Genomic DNA, 26,361 nt, shown 5'->3' on the forward strand with positions numbered 1-26,361 from the left:
CGAGGTGACGAGGCAGATATGGCTTCATTAAAAAAAGATACCGCATACTATCACCTTCCGGGGCTGTTTGAATTTTATGAATTGTATCGCGTGTTTCTGCCGCTGTTCTATGAGCACAGGGAATATTTTTACGACTGGTGCGACATCGGATCGATCTATGGTGCACCGGCGGACTGTCTCTGGGGCGGAGGCCGCGTCGGGTTCGGAGATCACGACTCCGCGGAGATTCTGGCGTTGCTGCGGGAGTACGGAATTTCTGCCCGGCTGACGTTCAGCAACTCTCTGCTGCGGGAGGAGCATCTCTCGGACCGGAAATGTAATGACCTGTGTGCCCTGTTTGAGGAAGGTGGGGATCAAAGAAACGGTGTGATCGTTCACTCGGATCTGTTGTTAGCGTATTTGAAGCAGCAGTATCCGGGGTTCTATTTTGTCTCCTCGACCACCAAGGTTCTGACGGATTTTGAGGATCTTCGCGGGGAGATCGACCGGGAGGATTTCCGCTATGTCGTGCCGGATTTCCGGCTGAATAAGGCGTTTGCGCAATGGGATACGCTGACCGGATGGCAGAGGGACAAAGTGGAATTTCTGTGCAATGAATGCTGCTGGTTTGGCTGCAGGGACAGGAAGCGCTGTTACGAAGCCGTCAGTCGCAAAAATCTCGGAGAAAGCGGCGGGGAGCATCACTGCGCGGCTCCGGATGCAGAGGGCGGCTATCTGTTTTCCAAAGCGATGGCTAATCCGGGATTTATCGGTACGGACGCCATAAAAAATGTCTACCTGCCCATGGGATTTTCCCAGTTCAAGATCGAGGGGCGGGGACTTGGCAGTGCGCTGATTCTGGAGTTCCTTCTCTACTATATGACGAAACCCGGGTATCAGCTGCATGTCAGGGAAAAAATTTATCTGGACAATATGCTGGATCTGTTCTGAGTGGCAGCAATGGCGGCAGACGGGAAATGGCACTGTTTTTCAAAAAAACAGTGCTTTTTTTGCGGGAAGATGTTAAGATGATCAGATAAACACAAAAGAGATCTTATAGAAGGAAAAGAACGTATGAAGTTAGCAGAATTTAAGGAAAAATATATCGGAGACCGGGCGTTTTATAAAAGATATTTATATCTGGCGCTGCCCATGATTGTACAGAATGCGATCACGAATCTCGTCAGCTTTCTGGATAACATCATGGTGGGACAGCTCGGCACGGAGCAGATGTCCGGGGTTGCCATCGTGAACCAGCTCATTTTTGTATACAATCTGGCGATTTTCGGCGCGGTTTCGGCAGCCAGTATTTTCGGGGCGCAGTATTACGGCAAGAGGAATCACAAGGGACATATGTATTCCTTCCGCTTTAAGCTATATGCGGCGCTGCTTGTGACGGGGCTTACCATTCTGCTGTTTCTAACATGCGGGGACAATCTGATCTCGCTTTATCTGACGGATACCGCCGGAGACGGGGCGACGGATGTGGCGCTTGGGTATGGACTGCAGTATCTTGGGATCATGGTAGTGGGACTGGTTCCGTTTGCGGTCAACCAGGCGTATGCGACGAATATCAAGGAGACGGGACAGACGATGGTGCCGATGGTTGCGAGCTTTGTCGCTGTGGGAAGCAATGCGCTGTTAGATTATCTTCTGATCTTCGGAATCGGACCGTTCCCGGAGCTTGGTGTTGCCGGCGCCGCGCTTGCGACGGTGATTGCACGCTACATTGAGGCGTTCATCATTATTGTCTGGGCGCACAGCCATACCGGACAGAACCTGTATTTAAAGGGCGCCTATACCGGATTTGGCATTCCGGGAGAGGAATTGAAGGCGATTATCGTGAAGGGATTTCCGCTGATGCTCAACGAGGTTCTGTGGGCGGCGGGTATGACAGCGGTCACACAGTGCTATTCCGTCCGCGGACTGGAGGTTGTGGCAGGACTGAATATCGCGACGACAATCACAAACCTGTTCAACATCATCTATCTGCAGCTTGGTTCCTGCATCAGTATCGTGGTCGGACAGTATCTGGGCGCCGGCGAGCTGGAAGAAGCAAAGGACGCAGACAACAAGATGATCGTGTTCAGTGTGTTCTGCTGCGTGATCGTGGCAGGTCTTATGCTGGTGGTCGGAGGATTTTTCCCACAGATCTACAATACAACGGAGGAGATCAAGGCGCTTGCGACAAGCTTCATCGCCGTATCGGCGATGATCATGCCGTTCTGTTCATTCAGCCATGCGTCGTACTTTACGCTGCGATCGGGCGGAAAGACGATGGTTACGTTCCTGTTTGACTCTGTTTTCACGTGGATCGTTGTCGTGCCGGCCGCGTTTGTACTGGCACGTTTTACAGGACTTGGCATTGTGAGCGTGTACTTTCTGGTGCAGGCGACCGAGCTGATTAAGGTGGCGATCGGATACCGCATGGTGCGGAGCAATGTATGGCTGGTGCAGATGGTGTAGCTGCCCGGGCGGAGAAGAAATCCGCGCAGAAAAGCAGTGAAAAATAACGGGAGCAGGTGAGACAGGATTTATGCCGGATATTATTATTGTAGAAGATAACAGGGAAATAGGTACGCTTTTATGTGATTTCCTCAGAAAAGAAAATTATACGGTCAGCCTTGCAGACACGGGAGAAAAGGCGCTTGATATTTTTGAACGGTACGGTGCTAATCTGCTGGTGCTCGACATCGGTCTGCCGGGAGTGGACGGTTTTTCTGTCTGCGCAAGGATCCGGGAGAACTCGAATACGCACATCCTGATTGCCAGTGCCAGAACGGATAAGGAGAGCACATTAAAGGGGTTGCAGATAGGCGCGGACGACTATATCAGCAAACCCTACGATATTGATATTCTGCTTGCGAAGATCAACGGGATTTTTAAGCGGAAATATGCACTGGATGAAATCGTCTGCGACCATCTGCGGTTAAACAGTGTTACACAGACACTTACGGTCGATGGCATGCCGGTTAATGTCACAGAAAAAGAGTTTCAGCTGTTAAAGCTTTTGATAGAAAACAGGGGAACCACGTTGAAGAAGGAATATCTGTTCAACCGTATCTGGGGCAGCGACAGTGAGTCTGAGATGCAGACGCTTACTGTCCATATCAAATGGCTGCGGGAGAAAATCGAGCAGGATCCGAAAAATCCAAAACATATTATTACGGTCTGGGGGACAGGATACCGGTATGAAGCATTATAAAAAATTGGCGGCGGGGGTTCTTGGCATAGAACTTTTTTTCATCATGGCGGCGAATGTGTTCTATTATATGGCAGCAGTGACCCGGGAACCGCGTATTGAGAGAGCGCAGGAAAAAACAGATACCATCTATAAAATTATTTACACACAAACAGACTACGGAACATGGATTTTCATGGATATCGTCCTGGGAATCATGTTTTTGTTGTCTGTTTTTTTCGTATGTTACGTTGGAGAGAAAGTGATAAGACCGTTTCAGAATATGCAGAATCTGACGGAGGAACTGGCAAAAGGAAACCTTTCTACGCCAATCAAGGCAGAGAAAAGCAGGTTCTTCGGCAGGTTCCTCTGGGGAATGGATATGCTGCGGGATACGTTAGAGAGCAACAGGAAGAAAGAACTGGAGCTGCAAAAAGAGAAAAAGACCCTGGTTTTATCGCTGACGCATGATATTAACACTCCGCTGTCCGCCATCCGCCTGTACACAAGGGCTTTGGCGGAAGGTTTGTATACAGAGGAAGATAAACGTATGGAAGCATATCGGGGAATTGAGAAGAATGTAACAGATATTGAGAAATACGTGAATGAGATTACCGTTGCATCAAGGGAGGATTTCCTTTATCTGACCGTAAATCTGACAGAAGTGTATCTGTCAGATGTGATAGAAGCAATCAGGAAACTTTATATGGATAAATTCGGCAGTCTGCATACGGTATTTGAGATGGAACCCTATACGGACTGTCTGCTAAAAGGTGATGCAGACCGATTGATCGAAGTGATGCAGAATCTTTTGGAGAATGCATTGAAATACGGAGACGGGAAAAGGATTATTGTTTCTTTTTCGGAGGAAGAGGACTGCCGGCTGATTACAGTCACAAATTCCGGCTGTACATTAAAACAGGAGGAACTTGTGAATATATTTGATTCATTTTACCGCGGAAGTAATGTAGAAGCGGGAAATGGTTCCGGACTTGGACTGTATATCAGCAGACAGCTGATGCATAAGATGGATGGCGAAGTGTATGCAGAGATCAGAGACGATGATTTCTGTGCGACGGTAGTTGTGCGGAAGGCATAACGACATTTAAGGATTGTTTAATAAATTCTCCTGTAAGATGAGTACATCAAATAAAGGTGAGGAAAACAAGGAGGAAAATCCTCTGCTCACCAGAGGGTTCGCATTTTCCTTCGGAAAACAAGGAGGATTAGATGTTTTTTCGTATTTTGAAGAAAGACTTAAAAAGAAAAAAGGCGATGAATGCCGTTATGCTTTCCTTTATTCTGCTGGCGACAATGTTTGTGGCGAGCGGAATCAGCAATGTCGTTTCTGTCACGAACGGAATCGACTCTTATCTGGATAAGGCGGGCATCGGAGATTATGTTGTAATCTCTATGGGAACGGACAGCGGGGCGGCACTGGATGAGATGCTGCGTACGGAGGAGAAGGTCATAGAATACCGCACGGAGCCGGTCGTCTGGGGCGACAAATCCAATCTCAAGGATGTGGACGGAAAAGAATTGGAGGCTAAGAACTCGGTGGTCTACCAGGCCGTAGAAGACAGCCGGCTCAAATTTTTTGACAAAAACAATGAGCAGATTACGGAGATTGAACCGGGACATGCCTATGCAACCGGAGATTTTATGGAAAAGAATCATCTGAAGCCGGGCGATCAGATTACCATTACGCATCATAGCGTATCGTTTTCTGTGACGTTAGACGGCATGGCAAAGGATGCGCTGCTCGGATCCAGCATGATGGGAAACAGCCGTTTTCTGTTTAACAAAGCGGAGATTGAGCAGCTGCTTTCCGATGACAGTATCCGCAATGGATATCAGGGACAGATCTGTTACATTGATCTGGCAGATGATACCTCATTGTCTGATATTGCATCCCTGATAGCCGGGGTTCCGGAGATTATGTTTTCCGGAACGCGTTCCATGATAAAAATGTGTTATGTCTTGGATATGATCGTGGCATTCACGATGTTAGTTCTTAGTATCTGTCTGATTCTGGTATCCTTTGTGGTACTGAAATTCTCCATTACATTTACGATTTCGGAGGAATTCCGTGAAATCGGCGTGATGAAGGCAATCGGAATCAGCAGCTTCAAGATTCGCAGTCTGTATCTGGCAAAATATCTGATGCTCGCAGTGGCAGGAGCTGTTGCGGGGTTTTTGCTCAGTATTCCGTTTTCCAATCTGATGCTACGGTCAGTCAGCAACAACATTGTGCTTGGAGCGGACAATCATTTTGGACTTTCTGTGCTTGGAGCGGTTCTGGTCATTGTTGTGATTCTTCTTTTTGCATTCCGGTGTACCGGCCTGGTGAAGAAGTCTTCCCCTATCGATGCAATCCGCTCCGGTCAGACAGGGGAGCGTTACAAGAAAAAATCGTCTGTCCGGCTGGGGAAAAGTCATGGAAGCACGAGTATGTTTCTGGCAGTCAATGATGTGCTTAGTGCGCCGCGGCGGTATGCAACGATTGTGATTACATTTTTTATCTGTACCCTGTTTGTGCTGGTGTTTGTCAATCTCATCTCAACAATGCGGAGTGACACATGTATCACGACATTCGGATCCCGGAGTGATCTGTATTATACCGATCTGGCGGAAGCGATGAGCAGTATGAATCCGGACGGGTTAGAGCGGGTCGAGAACTATCTCAGGGATACGGAAAATCTGCTGGAAGCGAATGGAATGCCGGCAAAGATGTGTGTGGAGGCGCAGTACAAATATAAGGTGCGTGTGGATGGAAACGATTATTCTATCGTCTGCGAGCAGGGAATTGATGTCGGTGCGTCAGATTATGAATACACGGAAGGTATTGTCCCACAGAGCAGGAACGAGATTGCGATCACACCGACGATTTCAAAACTGACGGGGGCAAAAATGGGAGATACGGTAACAATTGATTTTGGAACCGAAACGCTGGATTGTATCGTAGTGGCATACTTCCAGAGTATGAATCAGCTTGGAGCCGTGATACGGCTTCATGAGGATGCACCGACGGATTTTTCCTATATTGCAAGTCTGATGTCCTATCAGATTAACTTTACCGATCATCCGTCTGCAAAAGAGGTTGAGATCCGCAAGGATAAGATAAAACAGCTTTTTGATAATGATAAGGTAATGAATGCCGCAGAATACTGTGATGACTGTATGGGAGCGGCGTCAACGATCGAATCCGTACAGTATCTTCTGCTTGGAATTACACTCATTGTGGTGCTGCTGGTGTGTATTCTGATGGAACAGTCATTTCTTGCAGATGAGAGAAGCCAGATTGCAATTTTAAAGGCGATTGGCTTTTCAAATAGCAGAGTGATAAGATGGCATGTGATCCGGTTTGGCATAGTCACGCTTGCGGCGGTATTTCTGGCGGGAATCTGTTCCATTCCTGCAACGTATCTGATTGGAAATCCGATTTTTGGCATGATGGGGGCGGTAGAGGTTTCTTATGTCATCAACACGTGGAAGATTTTCCTGTTGTATCCGGGAATCATTTTCCTTATGACGCTTCTGGCATCGGGAATCACGGCATTGCAGATCCGGACAATTAAGAGCAGCGATACTGCAAATATAGAGTAAAAATAAAATGGAGGAACATCATATGGCAGCATTACTTTGTGCAAAGGATCTTTGCAAAACATATGTAATTGATAAAAGGCAGAATAACGTATTAAAAAATGTAAATCTTGAGGTAAATGAGGGGGAGATGGTGGCGATCATGGGACCGTCCGGCTCCGGAAAATCTACACTTTTGTATGCCATTTCGGGCATGGACCGGGCAACGAGCGGACAGGTGCTCTTTGAGGGGCAGGATCTGACGAAGCTTGGAGAAAAAGATCTGGCAAAGCTCCGTCTGGATGAAATGGGATTCATTTTTCAACAGATGTATATGATGAAGAATCTGACGATTCTGGATAACATCGTGCTCCCGGCAGTGGAAAGCAGGAAATCAAAGGAGAGCAGGGAAGAGAAGCAGGCAAGAGGCGAGCAGCTGATGCGTAAGCTCGGAATTATCGAAATTGCAGATAATGATATGAACGAGGTGTCCGGCGGACAGCTTCAGCGGGCATGTATATGCAGAAGTATGATGAACCGCCCCAGACTGTTGTTTGCGGATGAGCCGACAGGTGCATTGAACCGCACATCCTCCAATGAGGTTATGGATGAACTTGTGAAGTTAAACGGCGAGGGGACAACGATTGTCATGGTGACGCATGATGCGAAAGTTGCCGCAAAATGCGGCAGAGTCCTCTTTATCGTAGACGGCAATATCAAAGGGGAGTATACCAATTTGAAAAATATTACCGACGAAAAGGAACGGGAAAGAGGACTGAATAACTGGCTGCTGGATCTGGGATGGTAGCAGATTCCTTTTAAAAGTGTGTTACCGCTTAACCTATGACATGCTGCGCAGAACGAAGAACTGCCGGGAGATTATCGAATCCGCTTCCAGACCGAATGAAAATCTGGACAAACGATTGACGTTCGACGGTTTTCAGGCGTGGTATCTGGAGCGGGCAGGGCTTTTAGGGGAATAGCGTGGAAAGGGATTTATGATGATCAGCAGATTACAGAGTGAATACACAGGCAGAGTTGCCGAGATATGGTTAGAGGGTAATTTAAACGCCCATTGTTTTATTCCGGCTCAATACTGGAGGGATAACTTTGAACTGGTAAAGGAACTGTTGGGACAGGCAGAGGTTTACGTATATGAGGATGCCCGGCAGATACAGGGATTCATCGGATTAAATGATGAATATATTGAGGGTATTTTCGTTTCTGATGATATGCGGTCGCAGGGAATCGGAAAACTTTTACTGGATTTTGTGAAAAACAGAAAAGCAAAGCTAAGCTTAAATGTGTATCAAAAGAACACACGGGCGATCCATTTTTATCAGCGGGAAGGCTTTGCGATCCGGTGTGAAGGGGTGGATGAAGCTACCAGTGAAAAGGAGTATGTGATGACGTGGGAAAATTTCTATAATCAGAGATGATGGAGGGGTGTATGGTACTTGATTTTTACTATTTTTCATATCAATGTCCGTTGAATGACAACATGATCCGGCTGTTAAATGAATATCGGGATAAAATAGATATCAATCTATATGACATTTCCAACAATCATTTATTGGCGGGGGAAATGAAGATGTTTTTTCCCACACTGATTGTTCTGGATAAGAAAAAAAGATACTATAGTCCGCTCAGGAAGTCTTTTCTGGAGCAGGCAGCAAACGGAATATATCCGGAGGAGAAACCTTTTTTACCAACAATATCCAGAAATTTTACCAAAGGGATCATAGAGCCGCTCTCCTTAGACAAGTTCGACATCGCCTGTGAGTGCTGTGGGGACAAAACGTCTGAAAATTGTAAAAAGAAAATAGAATTTCTAAAACAGTACGAGCTGGATATCTATGGTTTTATTCATAAAAACGGGAAGGGAGAGCTCGTTGGCGGTGTGGAATACCTGCCTGCGAAGGTCATTCCATACGACATTCCACACGATGATGATATAGCGTTTCTGACTTGTGTATACATGACGGATGCAGCCTATGATTATAAAAGTGCTCCCCTTATGAAACTGGAAAAATATTTAGCGGGCGAATATAAAAGAATCCTTGCAATATCCGATGAAAAAGGCGTCTTTCCAAATGGGGATTTGGACTTTTTTATCAGCAATGGATTTCAGGATGAAGGTGTCATTTTTGAAGATGAAAATTATTGCAGATTACATTTGGTGACGAAAAAACTGTGATGAAGAGGTTAAAGCAGCAGGTTTGAGGGCGGTGTCAGACGCTCCGTAGATTTCTCACAGACTGCATAGTAGAAATAGTGCAATTTTTGCATGATATTATACAAGAAATATATGCAGATATATCGTATTATTGATAATATAGATTATATTAGCATCTAAGGAGCATCTGAGGAGAAAATATGGCAGCTGAAAGAAAAACATTGACACAGCTATTTGTGCCAATATGTGTAGAGACTTTATTTTATATGCTTTCAGGCATGGTTGATACACTTATGTTATCATCTGTAAGTGACCAGGCTGTGGGAGCTGTTGGAACAGCAAATACATATATAGGCGTTTTTATCATCATGTTCGGCGTAATATCATCAGGTATGGTAGCGGTTATGTCACAAAATATCGGAGCGGGAAGACCTGGAGTTGCATATCAGGCCAGACAGCTTGGACTGATGTTTAATGCAGTGATGGGCATCCTGATGTCTGTTATTCTTGCTGTTTTTTCTGGTGGAATACTTAGAATAGTAAGTATTGCCCCGGCTTTGTTTGAACCGGCGGAAACATATCTTAAAATTGTTGGAGGCGCATGTTTTTTAAATGCACTGATTCCTATTTATTCCAGTTATCTGAGAGTGTTTGGATATACAAAGCACTCACTGATAGGAACGGTTGTTGGAAATCTCATTAATATAATACTTAATTCGGTATTTTTGTTTGTGTTTAACTGGGGAGTAATGGGAGTTGCCGCTGCCACAGTTATTTCAAGGGTTGTAAATCTACTGATTGTAGCAGGCATGGGCGCGGTACTTATAAAAGCAAAGCAGAGCCCGGAGCGAATTCCGTCCCGGAAGATACTTGCGCAGATCGTTAAGATAGGTTTTCCTTCTGCATTAGAAACAGCGCTTTATAATGTGGCAATGACACTGATAGTACGATTTATGAATCAGATGGATGCGGACGGAATGAATGTTACAGCACGTTCGTATACTATGCAGATAGCAAATTTCTCGTACTGTATAGGAGCTGCACTTGCACAGGCCAATGCTATTATGACTGGCTGGAGAATTGGGGCAAAGGAGTTTGAAGAATGTGACAGGGGGACACGAAAAGCTGTGATATATGGTCTTATAACAGCAACGTGCTTCTCTGCGGCATTTGCAATGTCCGGACATTTTATCATTCATATATTTACGGATGACACACAAATGATAAATCTTGTGGTAAAGCTGTTGATAGTAGATATATTTCTTGAGTTTGGAAGGGTGACAAATCTTGTATATGGACAGGCGTTAAAAACCAGTGGAGATGCAATTTTCCCGGTTATTATGGGTGCGATATTTATGTACCTGTTTGCAGTTGGCGGAACGTATTTTCTTGGAATACATATGGGACTTCAGGCTGTAGGAGCATATATTGCCATGGCAGCGGATGAGTGTGCGAGAGCTGTTGGAATGGTGTTTAGATGGAAAAGCGGAAAATGGAAAAGTAAGAGTCTTGTAGAACTGTAGGAGAGAATATGTACTTTGAATTGAAGGAAAACAAACCACATGGCACAAAGGACGATCCATTTAGCACATATCATATAGAGAATGCGGGGCGCTCATTTCAGATACCGGTACATTGGCATGATGAATTTGAAATTATATATGTAAGAAGCGGTTTTCTGGCGGTAAGTATATCCGGAGAGAGCTATATTGGAAAAACAGGAGATGCGTTTGTGGTGTCGCCGGGCAATCTGCATCTTATGGGATCACAGACCGGTACTGTGGATTATTATACCTTCCTATTTCCGTTAAAGTATATATCTTTTCGTACAGATGACATGTTAGATGAAAAATTGCTTGAACCATTAAATAGCGGTCACTTGATGATATGTCCAAGAGTAAAGGATACAGCAAAAGAACTGTGTGAACAGCTGATTGAGATATATGAGGCAAAAAAGGATGAAAGTGAATCGAAAATAACGACACAGGTCAGGACAAAAATAATTCTTTTACAATTTATTCTTGAAATGTGGAAGAAAGGATTTGTAATAGAAAATGATACAAGTGGCAGAAATACAGTAGAAAAAGAGATGGTTTCCTATATACAGCAGAATTTTACAGGAAAGATATCGCTGAGGGAATTTGGGGAACAGTTTCATCTCTCGGAAAAATATATATCGAGGTATTTTAAGGAACATTTTCATATTACACTGTCACAATATGTAACATACCTGCGGTTGGAGCATGCAAAGCAGCTGTTACAGGACACCGATATCCCGGTTACGGATGTAGCCATGCAGAGCGGGTATCAGAATGTAAGCTATTTTATCAGAAGTTTCCAGAAGGCATATGCGGTATCACCGCTGAAATATAGAAAAAATAATTATAGCAGATAAATTGATACAGGAAGCACAGCAGAGTTTCTATGATGCCACGATCATTGATAAATATACGATCGGGTGCAAGAACAGCAGCCGATCCGGCGGCTATATGAAGGACAGGTAAGGTGGGAGTCGAAAAAATAAAGATACTTTTTTTCCATATAACGTTTAAAATAGCTTGATTCCATCCCCAAAACAACATATCATGTACATAAAAGCAATCGTGAAGAGGACAGGAAAATATGAGCGCAGAAATGATAAATAACCATAAAAAAGTGGTGTTTCTGGATGTGGACGGCACGATGGTCAATGACCGGGGAGAGATACCGGAATCTACCAAAGAGGCGGTCCGCAGGGCGAAGGCGAACGGTCACAAGATGGTCGTCTGTACGGGAAGAAGCCGTTTCCAGATTTATGATGAGCTGCTGGAACTTGGGTTTTCCGGGATTGTCGGCGCGGCAGGCGTGTTTGTGATCGCCGATGGGAAGGAAATTTATCACGCATATATTGATGAAGAGCACAGGAAGAGCGTTTACGATTATCTGGAGGGCAACGGATTCCTGTTTTGCTATCAGGCGGACGACGGTGTGGTGTTGAACCGCCGCAGCAGTGAAGGAATCTTAGAGATCTACCGAAAGATGGGGATGAGCGAGGAGCGCCTTGTGCGTCTGACCGGAAATATGCATCTGACAGAAGAGCCTTGGAAGAATCCGAGAAATGAAAAGCTTCTATATTATAATGCGCCGTTTCCGGTGGCGAAGGTACATGCAGATCTGGAGCCTTACTTTGACACGGTGGCGATCAGCCTGGAAGGTATGGGAGAATATGCGGGCGAGATCGGCATCAACGGAATCAATAAGGCAACCGGCATGGAGCGATATCTGAAGGCGGCCGGCATTGCGAGAGAGGATTCCATTGCCGTGGGAGACGGTCCGAATGATCTTCAGATGATGGAATACGCAGGAATCGGTATTGCGATGGGCAACGCGCGAGAAGAAGTCAAGGAACGGGCGGACATGGTTACATCGTCCATCGACGACGATGGAATTTATCGGGCATTTGAAACATTGGGATTGCTGGCATAGAGGATAGTGCTATGGAAAAAAGAAAGCTGCGGATACTGACAGTCGTTGTATTTGCCGGTGTGCTGATATTTGGCGCACTGCGTCAGAACAGTACGGGAAGAGGAGAACTCGGAGAGATTCAGGTTGCCATGTGGAATTTGGGAAAAGTGGACAATCTGCAGCTTTCCTATGAATATCGCTGGAAGCAGAACGGAAGCGCCGGAGGAGAGACGATGCATGCCTGGGCGGATATGCTGACAGGTGACTGGATAAGCGAACACTACACGACGGATGAGGACGGGACAAGACTCTATTTAAAGCAGTTCTGTGACGGGAGGAATCTGTATCATTACATTGACTGGAGTGGTGAGTGGGAGCAGATACTGCCACAGCAGCGGGAGAACACCGTCATTCCTGATTATGAAATGGTGACAGATCTGGGTTACGACGGGACAGATGTGGAAGACCTGGAGCGTGTCACAGAGGACGGGGCTGTGGAGATTACCTGCTCTTTTACGCAGGAATATTTAGAGGAGGCATGGGAGAATCAGGTGGCACAGGTGGAGAAGTCCTATGCTTTTTATGAAAAAAGCGGGGCAGACGAGAACGCCGTGAAGACGGCGGCGCTATCCGTCCAGCAGCACAAGCAGGCACATTACGAGGATATGACGGCGACCTATGTGATCGATGAGAATCAGATTCTGCGAAGCATTGAATATCAGATTACGCTGATTATGCCGGAGATCACACAGGATCTTTCCGGCAATAAGATGCTTGGAAAAGACCGCAAGATGCAGATTACGGTGACGGCGGAAGTCGACCGCTACAATCAGGGCGGGATTGCCAATAAGGTGCAGCAGTATAAGACGCTGGTGCAGGAATATATGGAGTAGGAGAAAAAGCCGCGCAGGGAGATAATCTACGCGGCTTTCTTTGCTTTATAGAGCGTATTCTACGGTGAAGGGATTGCACTTTACGGGTCGGTGAACTAAGGTGTAGCTATAAAGCTGCAGCTTTACAAAAGCATGACAGGTCCCTCGGAACGGTGGACAGCGACCTGTTCGGAAAATGGAGGAAGTATATGGATCAGACGAGGATCGGAACATTTATCGCAGTATTGAGAAAGGAAAAAGGTTTGACGCAGAAAGAACTGGCAGAACAGATTGGCATCAGTGACAAGACGGTATCCAAGTGGGAGACCGGGAACGGGATGCCGGACATAGCATATCTGTCGCCGCTCTGTGAGGTGCTGGACATCAATGTAAACGAACTTCTGTCGGGTGAGAAGCTTCCTTCCGAAGAATATCTTGGAAAGGCGGAAGAAAATATGAAACATTTAATGCAGGAGAATCAGAATAATAAAAATGCAGGCAGATGGCAGGGGCTGGTGGGAATCGCATTGCTCGCAGTGGCAGTCTTTCTGACATTTGGTTTGTCGCAGGCGAAGATCGGGTGGTATGTGGATTGCCCGTCCATCATCCTTATAGTATGTATCTGTGCGGCGTGCGTGCTTTTCAGTGGCTGCCGGACAAAATATGAGGTGGTTCATTTCTTAAGGAAAACAGTGCTGCCCGCCGGTCTGGTGGTTATGGTCATCATGGTTCCGGCATTACTTCATTCTCTTTCAGATCCAGCTGCCATCGGACCGAATATTGCTGTGATGGTACTCACGCTTTTGTATGCGGCGGTGGCATATCTTGTACTTTACGTTGCAGAGACACGTATGGAGCGCAGGAGGAAGCAGAACTAGCGCGCCGTCTCTGCGGCTATGGGAAGAGAGCCCCTGGTGGCTCTCCGTTTCACAGACAATATAAAACCGCGCGAACCGAACTCGCCGGCATCTGCTATTGAAAACAGGGTAGATGCCGACTCAGACATCGGCTTCGCGCGGTTATGTTTTGTTAGACAACAGGTGGCGTATAGTAAGCGGGGCTGGGCAGTTATTGTAATAGCCAGTCAGATATGGTATGGTAAAACCGTTTAAAAATCCGGATTTGTTGTTTTATTAATTTACATATATGCCTTTTACATAAAAAAGTGTTATTTTAGTTCCGCAACCGTTCGCAACCAAAGAAATATCGTGATAGTTGGTGGTAGCAACCATGAAATTTCGCTATCATGAAGTCACGAAAGGAGGTAATTAAGTGAAATATGATTTTTTAGGAGTTATTGTTTTTGGTATTGTACTGCTAATCGGGGTGGCGGTGATAGCGGCATTTATCACTGTGGGAATTTTCCTCATAAGAGCATTGAGTAGATATGTCAAATCAGGCAATGTCAGAAAAGAAAAGTCCAGCATCAAGAAATCTCTCGGTGAGGTTTTGAAGCAGCATCGTGAAGAGTGTAAGATGACGCAGGAGTTTGTTGCAGAATCTATCGGCGTAAGCAGGCAGGCTGTCTCTAAATGGGAGACCGGAGCATCTGACCCAAGCACTTCCAATCTGCTTACACTTGCAAAATTGTTCAACACTACGGCAGAAGAACTATTACGTGAAGTACAATAAGCGTGGAAAACGGATGTAAGACAACTGATTCATTATAAAGGGCTATCAGATATGAAGAATAAGAAGACAAGAAGATTTAAGATAAGATATATCGTTTTTGGATTATTAGGTGTTATGGCTTTAGCGGCACTTGTATTTATGCGTTTTGGAGGTTTTGGCACAGGAAAAAATGTGAATCCAGAAGAGTTTTTAGCTTATGCTGAACCCGTGGAAAATATAACTGTGCCTGAAAGTGCAAAAATAATTGCATTGGGAGAAGCTACTCACGGAAATGCAGAATTTCAGCAGTTGAAGCTGGAAGTGTTCAAGCAGATGGTAAAAAATAATGGTGTTAGGGCGTTTGCCCTTGAAGGTGACTACGGCGGCTGCGAGCAGGTAAACCGATATATACACGGCGGTGAGGGGACAGCACAGGAAGCAGCCGCAGCGATTGGATTTTCCATTTATAGAACGGAAGAGATGGCAGAACTTATCTCCTATATGCGCCAGTACAATGAAAGTGCATTGGAAGGCGAAGACCTTCGCTTTTACGGTTTTGATATGCAGAGGATTTCTTACAGCATGAGGTTTTTGAAAGAATCCTGTAAAGAACTGGAAGTGGACACAACAAACTTGCAGAAACTTGTGGAAGGTGAAAACTGGAGCAGTGAATGCGATTTATCTACTCGAATTGAAACCCTTACGCAAGTGAAGAAAGAATTGGAAAGCAAGAACGGTTCGGAAAATGCAATTCACTTTGTAGATATTTTAATGCAGCATTCCGAGCTTCAAACTCTGACAAATGCTGATGGTGCTACATTAAGAGATCAATTTATGGCAGAAAATGTACAGTGGATTTTACAGCAGGAGCAGCGAAATGGGCATGAAAAAATCTTTGTGACAGGTCACAACAGCCATGTCGCAAAATGGGGCAGTTCTGACTCGATGGGTAAACTTCTTTCCAAGGACGCAGCAAATGGTTACTATGTCATTGGTACCGATTTTTATAAAACCCATTGCAATATGCCGACCCGTTCGCCTGAAAAGCGTACAATTCAGGTGTTTTATTCCCATGACCCTTTAGCAAAGGCGGCAAAACTGGCGGGATTTGATATTTGTTGGTTGGATTTTACTAAAGTCCCGGAAAATTCTGAACTAGGTAGGCAGGCTTCTGAATACACCTATATGGGAACACTTGGAGAAAGCTACTCAATCATTATGCGACTTCTTCCTCCAAGTTATCGAATGTTTCAACCTCCTGCGGTGCTTTATGATAGTATGATATTTGTAACGGATGCGAACCCTACAAAAATATTAGAAGAATAACGTATGCAAAACTTCCAGTTTGCAGAGCGAATGGAAACACAGGATGAAGAAAAGAAAATATGGGGAGAGGTAATATATGAAAAAAGCAATCTATCTGCTGGTATTAGTGTTAAGCATGGGAATTTATACCGGATGTGGTAAAGAGAATACAGAAATCGAAAATTCCCGCATGGAAGAACAAACTACACCTGAGAACAGTGAAAACGATGAGATTCATTTGGAGGATGGACTGAAAATAGACTTTACCCGCGATTATTCTGAGAATATTAAGGAAGATGTAGACGATGTAGTAGCGGATTCCACATCTCTGCAGGAAGAATTGACGAATATGGAGAAGGTTACACAAAAGTATACCCCATTAGCTGAGGCGGCACAAACGCAGGGCGAAATGAATGTAGCCGCGCAATGGCTTTATACGATATGGGATACGGAACTGAATAATCTTTGGGGCAGATTGAGTAGTTCAGCGGACCGGCAGATGAAGGAGAATCTTCTGGCAGAGCAGAGAAACTGGATAGATCTGAAAGAAGAAGTGACTTTATTAAATATTGGTTCCAGAGAAGAAAATGGTAGTATGTATCCGCTTTTACAGGACTCTTATCTGGAGGAAATTACAAAAAACAGGGCGTATGTTCTTGCAAGAGAGCTGGCGAAGATAAAAGAGGAAGACTTTGTTATGCCGGAAGTTTCCGCAAAGTACGGAACCTTTGTAGATAATCAGGGAACCGGTGATATATACAGTTCCCTGATCATCAGACAGAATTGGGAAGGAAAAGATGAAGCGGTGATCTCTATTTACAGACAGGGGGAAATGGAAGGAAGCTTTGTGGATCATGGAAATGGAGAACTGAGCTTTACATCAGAAGACGGAAGTGTAAAAGGAATGATCAAAATCGACGGATGGAATGGCGCAAGTTTTAAAGTTACGGAAATATACGGGGAATTTCCATTTTCTGTAGGAGAAGAGTTCGAATTTCCTTTTGCCTTTTGATTTGTGATGCTCCGTGTCTATCTGGGCTTTGAGCGCTCCGCGGGTGTGTCCGCAGAGTGTCAAAGCGTGGCAAGAGACATGGAATGATATGGGGAGCGCGGCAGGAAGAAATTCCTGTCCTTTTTAATTACCGGTCTGGCTATGAGCTTCCGGACACAGCATCCCGCCGACCGGATTCTCTCTGTGTGCCTACAGAAGCGGATGCTCGGCACGCGCTCTAAGACGGGCGTAGCGCCGGTCGATCTCTTTTTGGATCTCTTCGGCCACGGAGCGGTACTCCTCCTTCAGCAGATGCCTGGTGCGTCCCATCATACCCAGCCATTCTGTGACAGGGATTTTCTTATTGCTCGAAGCAGGATCATAATTCAGCGCTGTGATACCACGCTCAATTTCGTAGAGCGGAAAATAACAGCAGTCTACGGCGGCAGCAATGACGCTCCGCTCCAGATTGGGCTTATCATTCCAGTTTAACGGACAGGCGGACAGCGCCTTGATATAGGCAGTGCCAAACTCCCTGGAATAGGCGGCGGCTTTTGCCGCTTTCCGGATAAAATCGGTCGGATTCGATTCTGCGACCGTGGCGACATAGGGAATGTGGGTTGCGGCCATCAGCTCCGGTGTGTCCTTGTGGAAGAAGTTCTTGCCGTACTGCGTCTTTCCGACATGGGAAGTAGAACTCTTTGCGCCGAGCGGTGTGGAGTAGGAGAGCTGGTAGCCGGTATTCATGTAGCCGCCGTTATCGTACTCAAAAATGATCAGCTTATGACCGCGCAGGGCGGTGCCGAGTGCCGATCCCATACCGATATCCATGCCGCCGTCACCGCTCACCATCACAAAGGTAATCTCGCCGTCCGGATATTCCCCGCGCTTCTGGCGCTGGTGAAACGCCTCCACAACGCCGCTTAGGGTCGCCGCGCCGTTCTGAAACAGATTGTGCAGAAATGGAACGCGGAACGCGGTTTTGGGGTAGCCGGTTGTCACTACCATGCCGCAGCCGGTCTGAAACAGCAGGACGACATTTCCCTCGATGCCCTTTAACAGGAGGTTCACATTGATCGGAATGCCGCAGCCCGGGCAGGCACCGTGTCCCGGTGCGACGCGCATCGGCATGGCGGTCGTATCTTTTACGGAGCCGCCGGAGACTTTCATTTCCCCGGTTGTGGGATCGAAGGTGCAGGTGGTAAGACCCGGTGTGGATTCTTCCTTTGTGACAGGCTTAAAATATTGCGGCTGCATCGCAGAAACCGCCATCGCCGGGTCAGCTCTGCCGGAAGTGCCTGAAGTCTCCTCATCCGAAGCTTCCGTGCCCGCAGTGACGCCGTAGTAATCGAACGCCGGAGCGTCCGGCGAGAGTGCCTCTTTAAAGAGGGCAAGGGCGTCCTCCACGAAAAAGTCCTTGCCGCCGAGACCGTAGATCCGGCTTAAAATGCGCGGCGGGTGCGGCAGGGAAGAGAGAGCGGCCTTTAATTCAAGCGACATGTTGCCGCCCCCGGCGCCGTAGCTGTCCTGCCGGTCTGCAACAAGAATCGTGAAAGCATTGTGGCAGAGGACGCGAAGTTCCTTAGCGGGGAACGGGCGCAGAACGTAGAGGGTGATCACGCCTGCCGCTACGCCGTCCTGCCGCAGCCGGTCGACGGCTTCCATGGCGGTGTGGTAGGAGGAACCGAGCACAAAGAGCAGCACCTCGGCGTCCTCGTGCCGGTAGGCACCGCAGAGGGAAAGTTCCCTGCCGGAGAGGGCAGCATATTCCGTAAACAGCTCCGGCAGCTTGTTTCTCGCGGCTTCCATGGCGAGATGGAGCTGGTAGCGGTTATTGATGACATCCGGCTCGTTCATATAGGAACCGATGGAAACCGGATGCGCGAGATCTAAGACGCTGGCGTAGGGAAGCTCTGCGGCGGTGCCGCAGGTGCCGGTGCCGGCAAATGCGGAGACCTTCGGGTTGTCACAGGAAAGCTTTTCCCCGATATAGCGGGTGACGGTGTCATCATTCTCAAATACAAGGCACTTGCGCTTCTGATGGCTCGTAAAAAAGCCGTCGAACGCGACTGCGACCGGGAGACGGACAGCCTCGGCAAGCTTTAGACCGAGCAGGTTAAAATCATAGACTTTCTGCGGTTCATCGGCAAAAAGAATGATCCAGCCGGTGTTGAGCAGATACATGACGTCGCTGTGATCGCCTTTGATGCACAAAGGGCCGGAAACCGTGCGGCATGCAACATTCATGACCATCGGCATGCGTGTGCCGGACTGCACCGGAAACTGTTCTAAGGCGTACAAAAGCCCGTTGGCGCTGGTGGCATTAAATACACGGCCTCCAGCGGCTGAGGCGCCGTAGCAGATGCCGGCGGCGCTGTGTTCTCCCTCGGCGGCGATCAGGGCAATGTCGTGAAGCCCCTCCGCGCCCATGACATCCAGATTTTCCGCAATCTGTGTAGAGGGCGTGATCGGATAATACCCCATGACGTGATAGTTGATCTGCTTTGCGGCAAATGCAGCAAGCTCATTGCCGCTGTCATACATAATTTTTTGTTTTTCCATATCATTCTCCATTCTGCAGACGCTGTGCGCCGGTACGATTCACGGGTGCTGCCTGCATTTATACGACGCCTCCGTCGACCCGCTTTTCGTCGGTAAAAGAATCGCTTGTGATCCAGGAATTCGCACCGACGGTCTGATAGCGGATGGCGTCGGGCAGCAGATGCTGATTCGGAAGAAAATGCGGTTTTTCCGGGTAATCTTTTTCGAGTGCCGGCACGAGTGCGCCGGTGGGGCAGACTTCCACACAGCGCAGGCAGCCCTTGCAGTGATAGTAGTCAAGCCCCCGGTTGACCATGCAGTTTTTTCCGCGGTAGGTGCCGGGAGCAAACTGGAAGACCATATCCGGGCATGCCGTGTCACACAGTCCGCAGTTGATACATTTTTCCTGAATAAAAAGGGGAATGTACCCTTCGCGCGAGGCGGTCAGATCGTTGGAGACGGTGCTTCCGATCCGCGGATTGACGCCGCCGATCGGAGCGTTGGCATAGCCCCAAGCATACCGGTCCGCCGGGGCGTCCGGCAGAGGGGCGAGGTTGCGGTCGCCCTGAGCCATTTTGACATTTTCATATCCCAGGCGCAGACCCGCGAGATTGGCTTCGATGAGTGCGGGATATTTTTTCCCGATCGTATCGCGGCAGAGCGTTTCGGCAGCTTCCGGCGGGATAAATCCGCTGGCGCGCACCAGAGCACCGAGCATGACCATGTTGATGCGGGAATGACTTTCCATCGCAAGTACGAGCGCATCCAGACAATAGAGTTCTCCGATGGAAATATGGTATTTATCTGCCGCCTCGTCAGCGGACAAGGGGGTATTTAATACGATTTTGGTGTCTACGGTGACGCCCTCCAAGACCGGGTAGGTGCCGATCAGTCCCCCGTGAAAGATGCCAAGCAGATGCGGCCGGGTCACGGGGCTGTTGACGCGCAGCGGGCGGTCATCGGCGCACCAGCGGACATACGCCTTGACCGGTGAACCGCGCTTTTCGGAGCCGTAGCTGGAAAAGCTTAAGGAATTGAGCGAAAGCGACAGTGCGCCGAGCTCCCCGAGCATTTTTCCGCAGAGATTGGCGCCCAGCCCGCCGATGCTCTCCAGGCGGATCTCATAGGAGCCGTTTTCATTTGTGACAGGTAAGGATAATGTATTTTTCACGTAAATCTCCATTCCTGCGCGGGCAGCTGTGCATGGGAAAATGACAGGCACCGGCTGTGCGCATACAGCGATAACAGGCTATCTTGTGGTAGTATGCCGCATTTTCAGAAAAAAATCCTATGCAAGTGCAAAAAAGAGAAGTAAAATAGGAAAGGAATTTTTACAATGAAACAGAAAAGATGATGGACAACATGTTGCAGAAGATCACAGATTTTATAAAAAAAGAAACGGTACTCACGATCGCCACAGCCTTCGCTGTGGCATCGGCATTCTGGGTGCACCCGGGTCCGCAGTACGTGGGCTACATTGACTGGCGCGTGCTCGGCATTTTGCTGTCGCTGATGCTGATTGTGGCAGGATTTCAGAGCAACGGACTGTTCGATGCGATCGGCAGCCGGCTTCTGGCAAAGACCAAAAATACCGCGCAGCTGATGCTGGTGCTTGTTTTTTTTGTGCTTTTTTTCCAGTATGTTTATCACAAACGACGTCGCACTTCTGACGTTTGTGCCGTTTGCGTGCACGATCCTGCAGAAATGCCACCAGGAGCGGCTGATTGTGACAACGTTTGTGCTGCAGACGCTTGCAGCGAATCTGGGGAGCATGCTGACGCCGGTCGGGAATCCGCAGAATCTGTATCTTTACAGCATCTCCGGTGCCGGGCTGGGTGAATTTATCGGATGGATGGCGCCGTATACGCTCGTGTCAGGTGTGCTTCTGCTGCTTGTCGTGTTCGTGCTCAGTGCGGGAAAATGCCGGATCTCGCTGGAGACCGGTTCGCTTTTGCAGGTGTCCAGCGCATCCGGCAGGAAGAAAAACGGGATTTATCTGGCGCTCTTTGCATTAAGCCTGTTTTCGGTAGCGCGGGTGCTTCCGTGGGAGCTGATGCTCGCCGTGGTGCTCATTGTGCTCATTTTTACGGATCGTGCGGTGTTTTTGCAGGTGGATTACTGTCTGCTGTTTACGTTTATCAGTTTCTTCATCTTCATCGGCAATATGGGGAATATCGAGGCGGTACGGTCTGTCCTGCAAAGTCTTGTGGCGGGCAGGGAACTGGCGGTTGGCATCGGGGCGAGCCAGATCATCAGCAATGTTCCTGCAGCTCTGCTTCTGGCGGATTTTACGCACGATCTGAAAAATCTTGCGATCGGCGTGAATCTGGGCGGACTGGGAACGCTCATCGCGTCGATGGCGAGCCTGATCTCTTATAAGATCTACGCGCACAATTATAATAAGACGAAAGGGCACTACCTCCTGTGGTTTACGATCGCAAACGTACTGTTTCTGGCAGTACTTGTGCTGGTCTATGTTTTCATTTCATAGGAAGCGGCGGATGCACGGATGGGAGAATACGGCAGAAGCGCGGATGGAGAATACGACAGAAACCCGGATGGGAGAAATGGATATGAGTGATAGAAAAATGAATGTGGAAAGCCTGAGGGGAACAGTCTGCGTGCTGCTATCGGCAGTCTGTTTCAGCACCGGAGGCGTTTTAATCAAATCGATCCCGTGGTCGTCGGTGACGATCCAGGGAGCGCGCAGTATCTTCTCGGCGCTGGTTGTGGGATGTTACATGCTTCTGCGCCGCCAGAAGTTCGTGTGGAATAAGACGGTGTTCTTCGGCGCGGTGTGCAATACGGTGATGGCGTTTGCCTTTGTGGCGGCGACCAAGCTCACGACAGCCGCCAACGCGATTGTGCTGCAGTTCACGGAGCCGGTGTTTGTCATTCTTCTGATGTGGCTGATCTTTCACAAAAAGCCGGGGCGGGATGCGGTGTTTGCCTGCGCGGGAGTCTTTGCCGGGATTTTCTGCTTCTTTTATACGTCGCTGGATGCCGGAGCCATGGCGGGGAATCTGCTCGCGATTCTCTCAGGTCTTGCCTATGCGCTTGTGATGATGCAGAAAAAATTCCGCGGAGCGGACTTTGAATCGTCGCTTCTGGTGTCCTGTGCGCTGAGCGCGGCGATCGGAATCCCGTTTTACGGGCAGGAGAGCGAAATGTCACTGCATATCTGGTTCTTCGTGCTGCTGCTCGGCGTGGTACAGTTCGGTCTGTCCTATGTGTTCCTGTCGCGGGGACTGGATGCAGTCTCTCCGGTCACAGCGTCTCTGACCTCGACGATCGAGCCAATCTTAAATCCGGTTCTGGTGGCTGTTTTTTATGGGGAGACAATCGGTGCAACCGCTGTTATCGGTGCCCTGCTGGTGGTTGGTTCGGCAACGGTCTACAATGTAAGGCAGGCAAAAAACGCTGCCTGAATCCGTACAAAAAGGCTGGAAGAAGTCATACAAAAGGTACAAAAAAGACAAAAATATATGAGCAGCCGGTAAAATATTTGTTAAAAAAGGAAATTGCTGAACAAAAAGTGTCATGCTATAATAACTTCTAAATTCAGATATCAGATGACATGTGCAAGGGAGCACCGCGGTAGCGGCTGCTCTCTTTTTTTTTGTAATTAGGAAACTTCGTTCCTATTACATAAAAAAGCTCCCCGGGGATGCGCACTGCGGCGGAGACGAAAGATGTCGCAAGAGCGACCCGCCGCAGGCGGAGAATCCTGCAGGCAGGGTTCTTATTTATTCCATAGGAAATACCAGATTGCACTAAGATGTAAAAGCCGGGCTGCCGCAGATAAAAAACCACCGCGCAATTATATGGTGAGCGGCAGACACAGACAAAAAAGAACAGTTTTTGGAGGAGGAGAAGAATGCAGACGGAAGAGATTTTAAGTGCCGGAATTGATATTGGAACGTCGACGACGCAGCTTGTGTTCAGCAGGATGATTCTCCAGAACACAGGCGGATTTGGCAGAATTCCACAGATCAAGGTAGTGTCCAAGGAGGTCATTTACGAGAGTGAGATTTATTTTACACCGCTGTCATCCCGGGAGGAGATTGATGGGGAGCGCGTGCATGAGATTATAAAAAAGGAGTATGAGAAGGCGGGCGTTTGTCCGGCAGATCTTGCAACCGGAGCCGTCATCATCACGGGGGAGACTTCCCGGAAAAGAAATGCCGAGTCGGTAGTACGGGCGATTGCCGACGTGGCGGGAGAGTTTGTCGTGGCGACAGCGGGAGCGGATCTGGAGTCTGTTTTGGCAGGAAAAGGTGCGGGAGCCGCAGATTTGTCCCAAAAGACGGGGAAGCGGGTAGTCAATCTGGATATCGGCGGCGGCACGACAAATATCTGTGTCTTTGAGGACGGAAATATGGTTGATACGGCATGCCTCGACATCGGCGGCAGACTGATCCGCGTGAAGGACGGCAGAGTGATCTACATGGCGCCAAAGCTGCAATGGCTGTGCGGCAGGCTTGAGATTGATCTTGCGGAGGGCGGGACGGCAGAACCGGAAAAGCTGCGCAGACTCACCGCTGCGATGGCGGAACTTCTTGCGGAGGCAGTGCATCTGGCGCCGGAGGCAGCAGAGCTTTCCTACATGCAGACCAACCATCTTCTGGCGGATGGCACGCCGTCCGATATTGTGATGTTCTCCGGCGGGGTGGCGGCATGCTTCGGGGAAGAGGAGGATCTGTTCCGCTATGGGGACATCGGAATCCTTTTGGCGCAGGCGATCCGGAAGAACGAAGCGTTTCGCCGGGCGGCAGTGACGGATGCGCGGGAAACCATGCGGGCGACGGTGATCGGCGCAGGAAACTACAGCATGAACATTTCCGGAAGTACGATTGAGTACACGACGAAACCGTTTCCGTTAAAAAATATTCCGGTGGTGAAGCTTCCACTGGAGCGTGAGGAAGAGATTGAAAAACTGCCGGAAAACATGCACCGGGCGCTTCTGCTTTACCGGGAGGATCAGGAAAAAGACCGGCAGGTGGCGCTTGCCATGAAGGGGTTAAAGTGCCCTACTTTCGCACAGGTACAAAGAATAGCAGAACTGATTGCAGACCAGTATGTCAGGGAGTGCGGCATGGACAGGCATCTGATCCTGGTGCTTGAGGAGGATATCGGAAAAGCAATCGGGCAGGCGCTGCATCACAGACTGAAAGAGAAGTGCAGCGTTATCTGCATCGATGGAATCAGCTGCGGGAGCGGAGATTTTATTGATCTGGGCGAACCGGTTGCATCGGGTAACGTCATTCCCGTGATAGTAAAGACATTGATATTTAATGGTTAGGAGCAGCTTATGATATTAAAGACACGGATGCTGGGGCAGACCTATGAATTTAAGGATGTAAAAGATGTGCTGGCAAAGGCGAGCGAGAAAAAATCGGGAGACGAGCTGGCAGGCGTCGGGGCGGAGAGCGCCTTAGAGCGGATTGCCGCCAAGGAGGTGCTGGCGCAGCTGACCGTGGCAGATTTAACAGAGCATCCTGTAGTGCCCTACGAGGAGGATGCGGTGACGCGGATCATTCAGGATGATATCGATGAAACGGTCTACGGCACGATCAAGGACAGAACGATCCAGGAGATGCGGGAGTGGATTCTCTGTGACGCCACAGACAGCGGGGCGCTGATGCGCGCAAGCCGGGGAATGACCAGCGAAGTGATTGCCGGGATTTCCAAGATTATGAGCAATATGGATCTGATTCTTGCCGGAAGCAAGATCCGGGTGACGGCGACCTGCAATACCACGATCGGCACGGAAAACGTGCTTGCGTCGAGACTGCAGCCCAATCATCCGGTGGATGATGTGGAAGGCGTGGCAGCCAGCACCTTAGAGGGACTCAGCTACGGCATCGGTGACGCCGTCATCGGACTGAATCCGGCAATTGATACGGTGGACAGCACACTTGCGATCTGGAAAGTGCTCGGGGACATCCGGGATAAATATGAGATTCCGACACAGACCTGTGTGCTCTCACATGTGACAACACAGATGGAAGCGCTTAGAACCGGGCAGGGAAGCGCCGATCTGTGTTTCCAGTCGATTGCGGGATCGGAGGCGGCGCTCTCGGCGTTTGGCATCAATACCGGGATGCTGTCGGAGGCGGAGATGCTGTTTCGGGAGGAGGGACCGGCAAAGGGTCCCAACGTCATGTATTTTGAGACCGGGCAGGGTTCGGAACTGTCATCCTCGGCGGCGTTTGGCAGCGATCAGCAGACGATGGAATGCAGATGTTACGGTCTGGCACGGCACTATCACCCGTTTCTGGTGAACACGGTGGTAGGTTTCATGGGACCGGAGTATATCTACGACACCAAGCAGCTCACGAGGGCGGCGCTCGAGGACGTCTTCTGTGGGCATCTGCACGGACTGCCGATGGGATGCGACGTATGTTATACGAACCACATGCCGACCGATCAGAACGACTCGGAGACGATCCTGACACTTCTGGGAACGGCGGGCGTTCACTATGTGATGGGACTGCCGCAGGCGGATGATATTATGCTGATGTATCAGTCCACCAGCTATCACGATGTGGCGAGTATCCGGCAGCTGCTGAAAAAGGAGCCGATACCGGAGTTTAAAGCATGGCTTGAAAAACGGGGCATCTGGGAAAACGGGCATCTCGGTCCGAACGCCGGAGACCCGTCCATATTCTTTAAATAG

General features: G+C 48.5%; 23 protein-coding genes and 1 pseudogene. 22 read left to right on the top strand and 2 right to left on the bottom strand.

Features of this window, described 5'->3' with window-relative positions; all coding sequences use genetic code 11:
* The first annotated feature begins 18 nt into the window (after positions 1-18).
* The 17 genes from RHOM_RS00255 (at position 19) to RHOM_RS00335 (ending at position 17,162) form a co-directional block, all read left to right on the top strand.
* A complete protein-coding gene (locus tag RHOM_RS00255) occupies positions 19-930 on the top strand; it encodes a hypothetical protein (RefSeq protein WP_014078266.1) in 912 nt (303 codons plus the stop codon).
* Positions 931-1,053: 123 nt separating this feature from the next.
* Positions 1,054-2,445: an MATE family efflux transporter gene (locus RHOM_RS00260; RefSeq protein ID WP_014078267.1), complete on the top strand. Its 1,392-nt coding sequence runs from the start codon at positions 1,054-1,056 to the stop codon at positions 2,443-2,445.
* 70 nt (positions 2,446-2,515) lie between these two features.
* Entirely contained in the window at positions 2,516-3,184 is a 669-nt protein-coding gene (locus RHOM_RS00265; RefSeq protein WP_014078268.1) for a response regulator transcription factor, read from the top strand.
* Positions 3,171-4,259 carry a sensor histidine kinase gene (locus RHOM_RS00270; protein ID WP_014078269.1) on the top strand — a complete coding sequence of 363 codons (1,089 nt, stop codon included), beginning with the start codon at positions 3,171-3,173 and terminating at the stop codon, positions 4,257-4,259. Before RHOM_RS00265 ends, RHOM_RS00270 begins: the two co-directional genes overlap by 14 nt.
* Positions 4,260-4,390: 131 nt before the next feature.
* On the top strand, positions 4,391-6,766 hold the full coding sequence (locus RHOM_RS00275; protein WP_014078270.1) for an ABC transporter permease: 2,376 nt from the start codon (positions 4,391-4,393) through the stop codon (positions 6,764-6,766).
* A 22-nt stretch (positions 6,767-6,788) separates the two neighbouring features.
* Positions 6,789-7,550, top strand: coding sequence for an ABC transporter ATP-binding protein (locus RHOM_RS00280; protein WP_014078271.1), 762 nt, complete (start codon positions 6,789-6,791; stop codon positions 7,548-7,550).
* Between the two features lie 16 nt (positions 7,551-7,566).
* Positions 7,567-7,725: a hypothetical protein gene (locus RHOM_RS17525; RefSeq protein ID WP_014078272.1), complete on the top strand. Its 159-nt coding sequence runs from the start codon at positions 7,567-7,569 to the stop codon at positions 7,723-7,725.
* 18 nt (positions 7,726-7,743) lie between these two features.
* Positions 7,744-8,181, top strand: a complete 438-nt coding sequence (locus RHOM_RS00285) for a GNAT family N-acetyltransferase (protein WP_044024728.1) — start codon at positions 7,744-7,746, stop codon at positions 8,179-8,181.
* Between the two features lie 146 nt (positions 8,182-8,327).
* Positions 8,328-8,939, top strand: a complete 612-nt coding sequence (locus RHOM_RS00290; protein WP_143761622.1) for a hypothetical protein — start codon at positions 8,328-8,330, stop codon at positions 8,937-8,939.
* A gap of 179 nt (positions 8,940-9,118) precedes the next feature.
* Positions 9,119-10,441, top strand: coding sequence for an MATE family efflux transporter (locus tag RHOM_RS00295; RefSeq protein ID WP_014078275.1), 1,323 nt, complete (start codon positions 9,119-9,121; stop codon positions 10,439-10,441).
* Positions 10,442-10,449: 8 nt separating this feature from the next.
* Complete coding sequence (locus RHOM_RS00300; RefSeq protein WP_014078276.1) at positions 10,450-11,313, top strand: AraC family transcriptional regulator; 864 nt, start codon at positions 10,450-10,452, stop codon at positions 11,311-11,313.
* Positions 11,314-11,540: 227 nt separating this feature from the next.
* Entirely contained in the window at positions 11,541-12,383 is an 843-nt protein-coding gene (locus RHOM_RS00305; protein ID WP_014078278.1) for a Cof-type HAD-IIB family hydrolase, read from the top strand.
* A gap of 11 nt (positions 12,384-12,394) precedes the next feature.
* A complete protein-coding gene (locus RHOM_RS00310; RefSeq protein ID WP_014078279.1) occupies positions 12,395-13,255 on the top strand; it encodes a hypothetical protein in 861 nt (286 codons plus the stop codon).
* Positions 13,256-13,443: 188 nt separating this feature from the next.
* Positions 13,444-14,112, top strand: a complete 669-nt coding sequence (locus tag RHOM_RS16415) for a helix-turn-helix domain-containing protein (protein WP_014078280.1) — start codon at positions 13,444-13,446, stop codon at positions 14,110-14,112.
* Positions 14,113-14,506: 394 nt separating this feature from the next.
* The gene (locus RHOM_RS00325) at positions 14,507-14,866 is read left to right on the top strand and encodes a helix-turn-helix transcriptional regulator (RefSeq protein WP_014078281.1); all 360 of its coding nucleotides are present in this window, start codon (positions 14,507-14,509) and stop codon (positions 14,864-14,866) included.
* 51 nt (positions 14,867-14,917) lie between these two features.
* On the top strand, positions 14,918-16,171 hold the full coding sequence (locus RHOM_RS00330) for an erythromycin esterase family protein (protein ID WP_014078282.1): 1,254 nt from the start codon (positions 14,918-14,920) through the stop codon (positions 16,169-16,171).
* A 76-nt stretch (positions 16,172-16,247) separates the two neighbouring features.
* Positions 16,248-17,162 (top strand): lysozyme inhibitor LprI family protein, encoded by a 915-nt coding sequence (locus tag RHOM_RS00335; RefSeq protein WP_014078283.1) that lies wholly within the window; start codon positions 16,248-16,250, stop codon positions 17,160-17,162.
* A gap of 189 nt (positions 17,163-17,351) precedes the next feature.
* Here the strand turns inward: RHOM_RS00335 and RHOM_RS00340 are convergent, their stop codons facing one another.
* The gene (locus tag RHOM_RS00340; protein WP_014078284.1) at positions 17,352-19,703 is read right to left on the bottom strand and encodes a thiamine pyrophosphate-dependent enzyme; all 2,352 of its coding nucleotides are present in this window, start codon (positions 19,701-19,703) and stop codon (positions 17,352-17,354) included.
* A 58-nt stretch (positions 19,704-19,761) separates the two neighbouring features.
* Entirely contained in the window at positions 19,762-20,853 is a 1,092-nt protein-coding gene (locus tag RHOM_RS00345) for a 2-oxoacid:acceptor oxidoreductase family protein (RefSeq protein ID WP_242823153.1), read from the bottom strand.
* 191 nt (positions 20,854-21,044) lie between these two features.
* On the opposite strand from RHOM_RS00345, the pseudogene RHOM_RS18150 reads away from it, so the two are divergent.
* The 5 genes and pseudogenes from RHOM_RS18150 to RHOM_RS00365 form a co-directional block, all read left to right on the top strand.
* A pseudogene (locus tag RHOM_RS18150) lies at positions 21,045-21,227 on the top strand (SLC13 family permease); the annotation flags it as partial.
* Between the two features lie 94 nt (positions 21,228-21,321).
* Complete coding sequence (locus tag RHOM_RS00350; protein ID WP_330364837.1) at positions 21,322-22,173, top strand: SLC13 family permease; 852 nt, start codon at positions 21,322-21,324, stop codon at positions 22,171-22,173.
* Positions 22,174-22,255: 82 nt separating this feature from the next.
* Positions 22,256-23,110: a DMT family transporter gene (locus RHOM_RS00355; RefSeq protein ID WP_044024731.1), complete on the top strand. Its 855-nt coding sequence runs from the start codon at positions 22,256-22,258 to the stop codon at positions 23,108-23,110.
* Between the two features lie 449 nt (positions 23,111-23,559).
* Positions 23,560-24,984 carry an ethanolamine ammonia-lyase reactivating factor EutA gene (locus RHOM_RS00360; RefSeq protein WP_014078287.1) on the top strand — a complete coding sequence of 475 codons (1,425 nt, stop codon included), beginning with the start codon at positions 23,560-23,562 and terminating at the stop codon, positions 24,982-24,984.
* Between the two features lie 9 nt (positions 24,985-24,993).
* Positions 24,994-26,361: an ethanolamine ammonia-lyase subunit EutB gene (locus tag RHOM_RS00365; protein WP_014078288.1), complete on the top strand. Its 1,368-nt coding sequence runs from the start codon at positions 24,994-24,996 to the stop codon at positions 26,359-26,361.

The sequence above is a fragment of the Roseburia hominis A2-183 genome (genome assembly GCF_000225345.1).
Taxonomy (GTDB): Bacteria; Bacillota; Clostridia; order Lachnospirales; family Lachnospiraceae; genus Roseburia; species Roseburia hominis.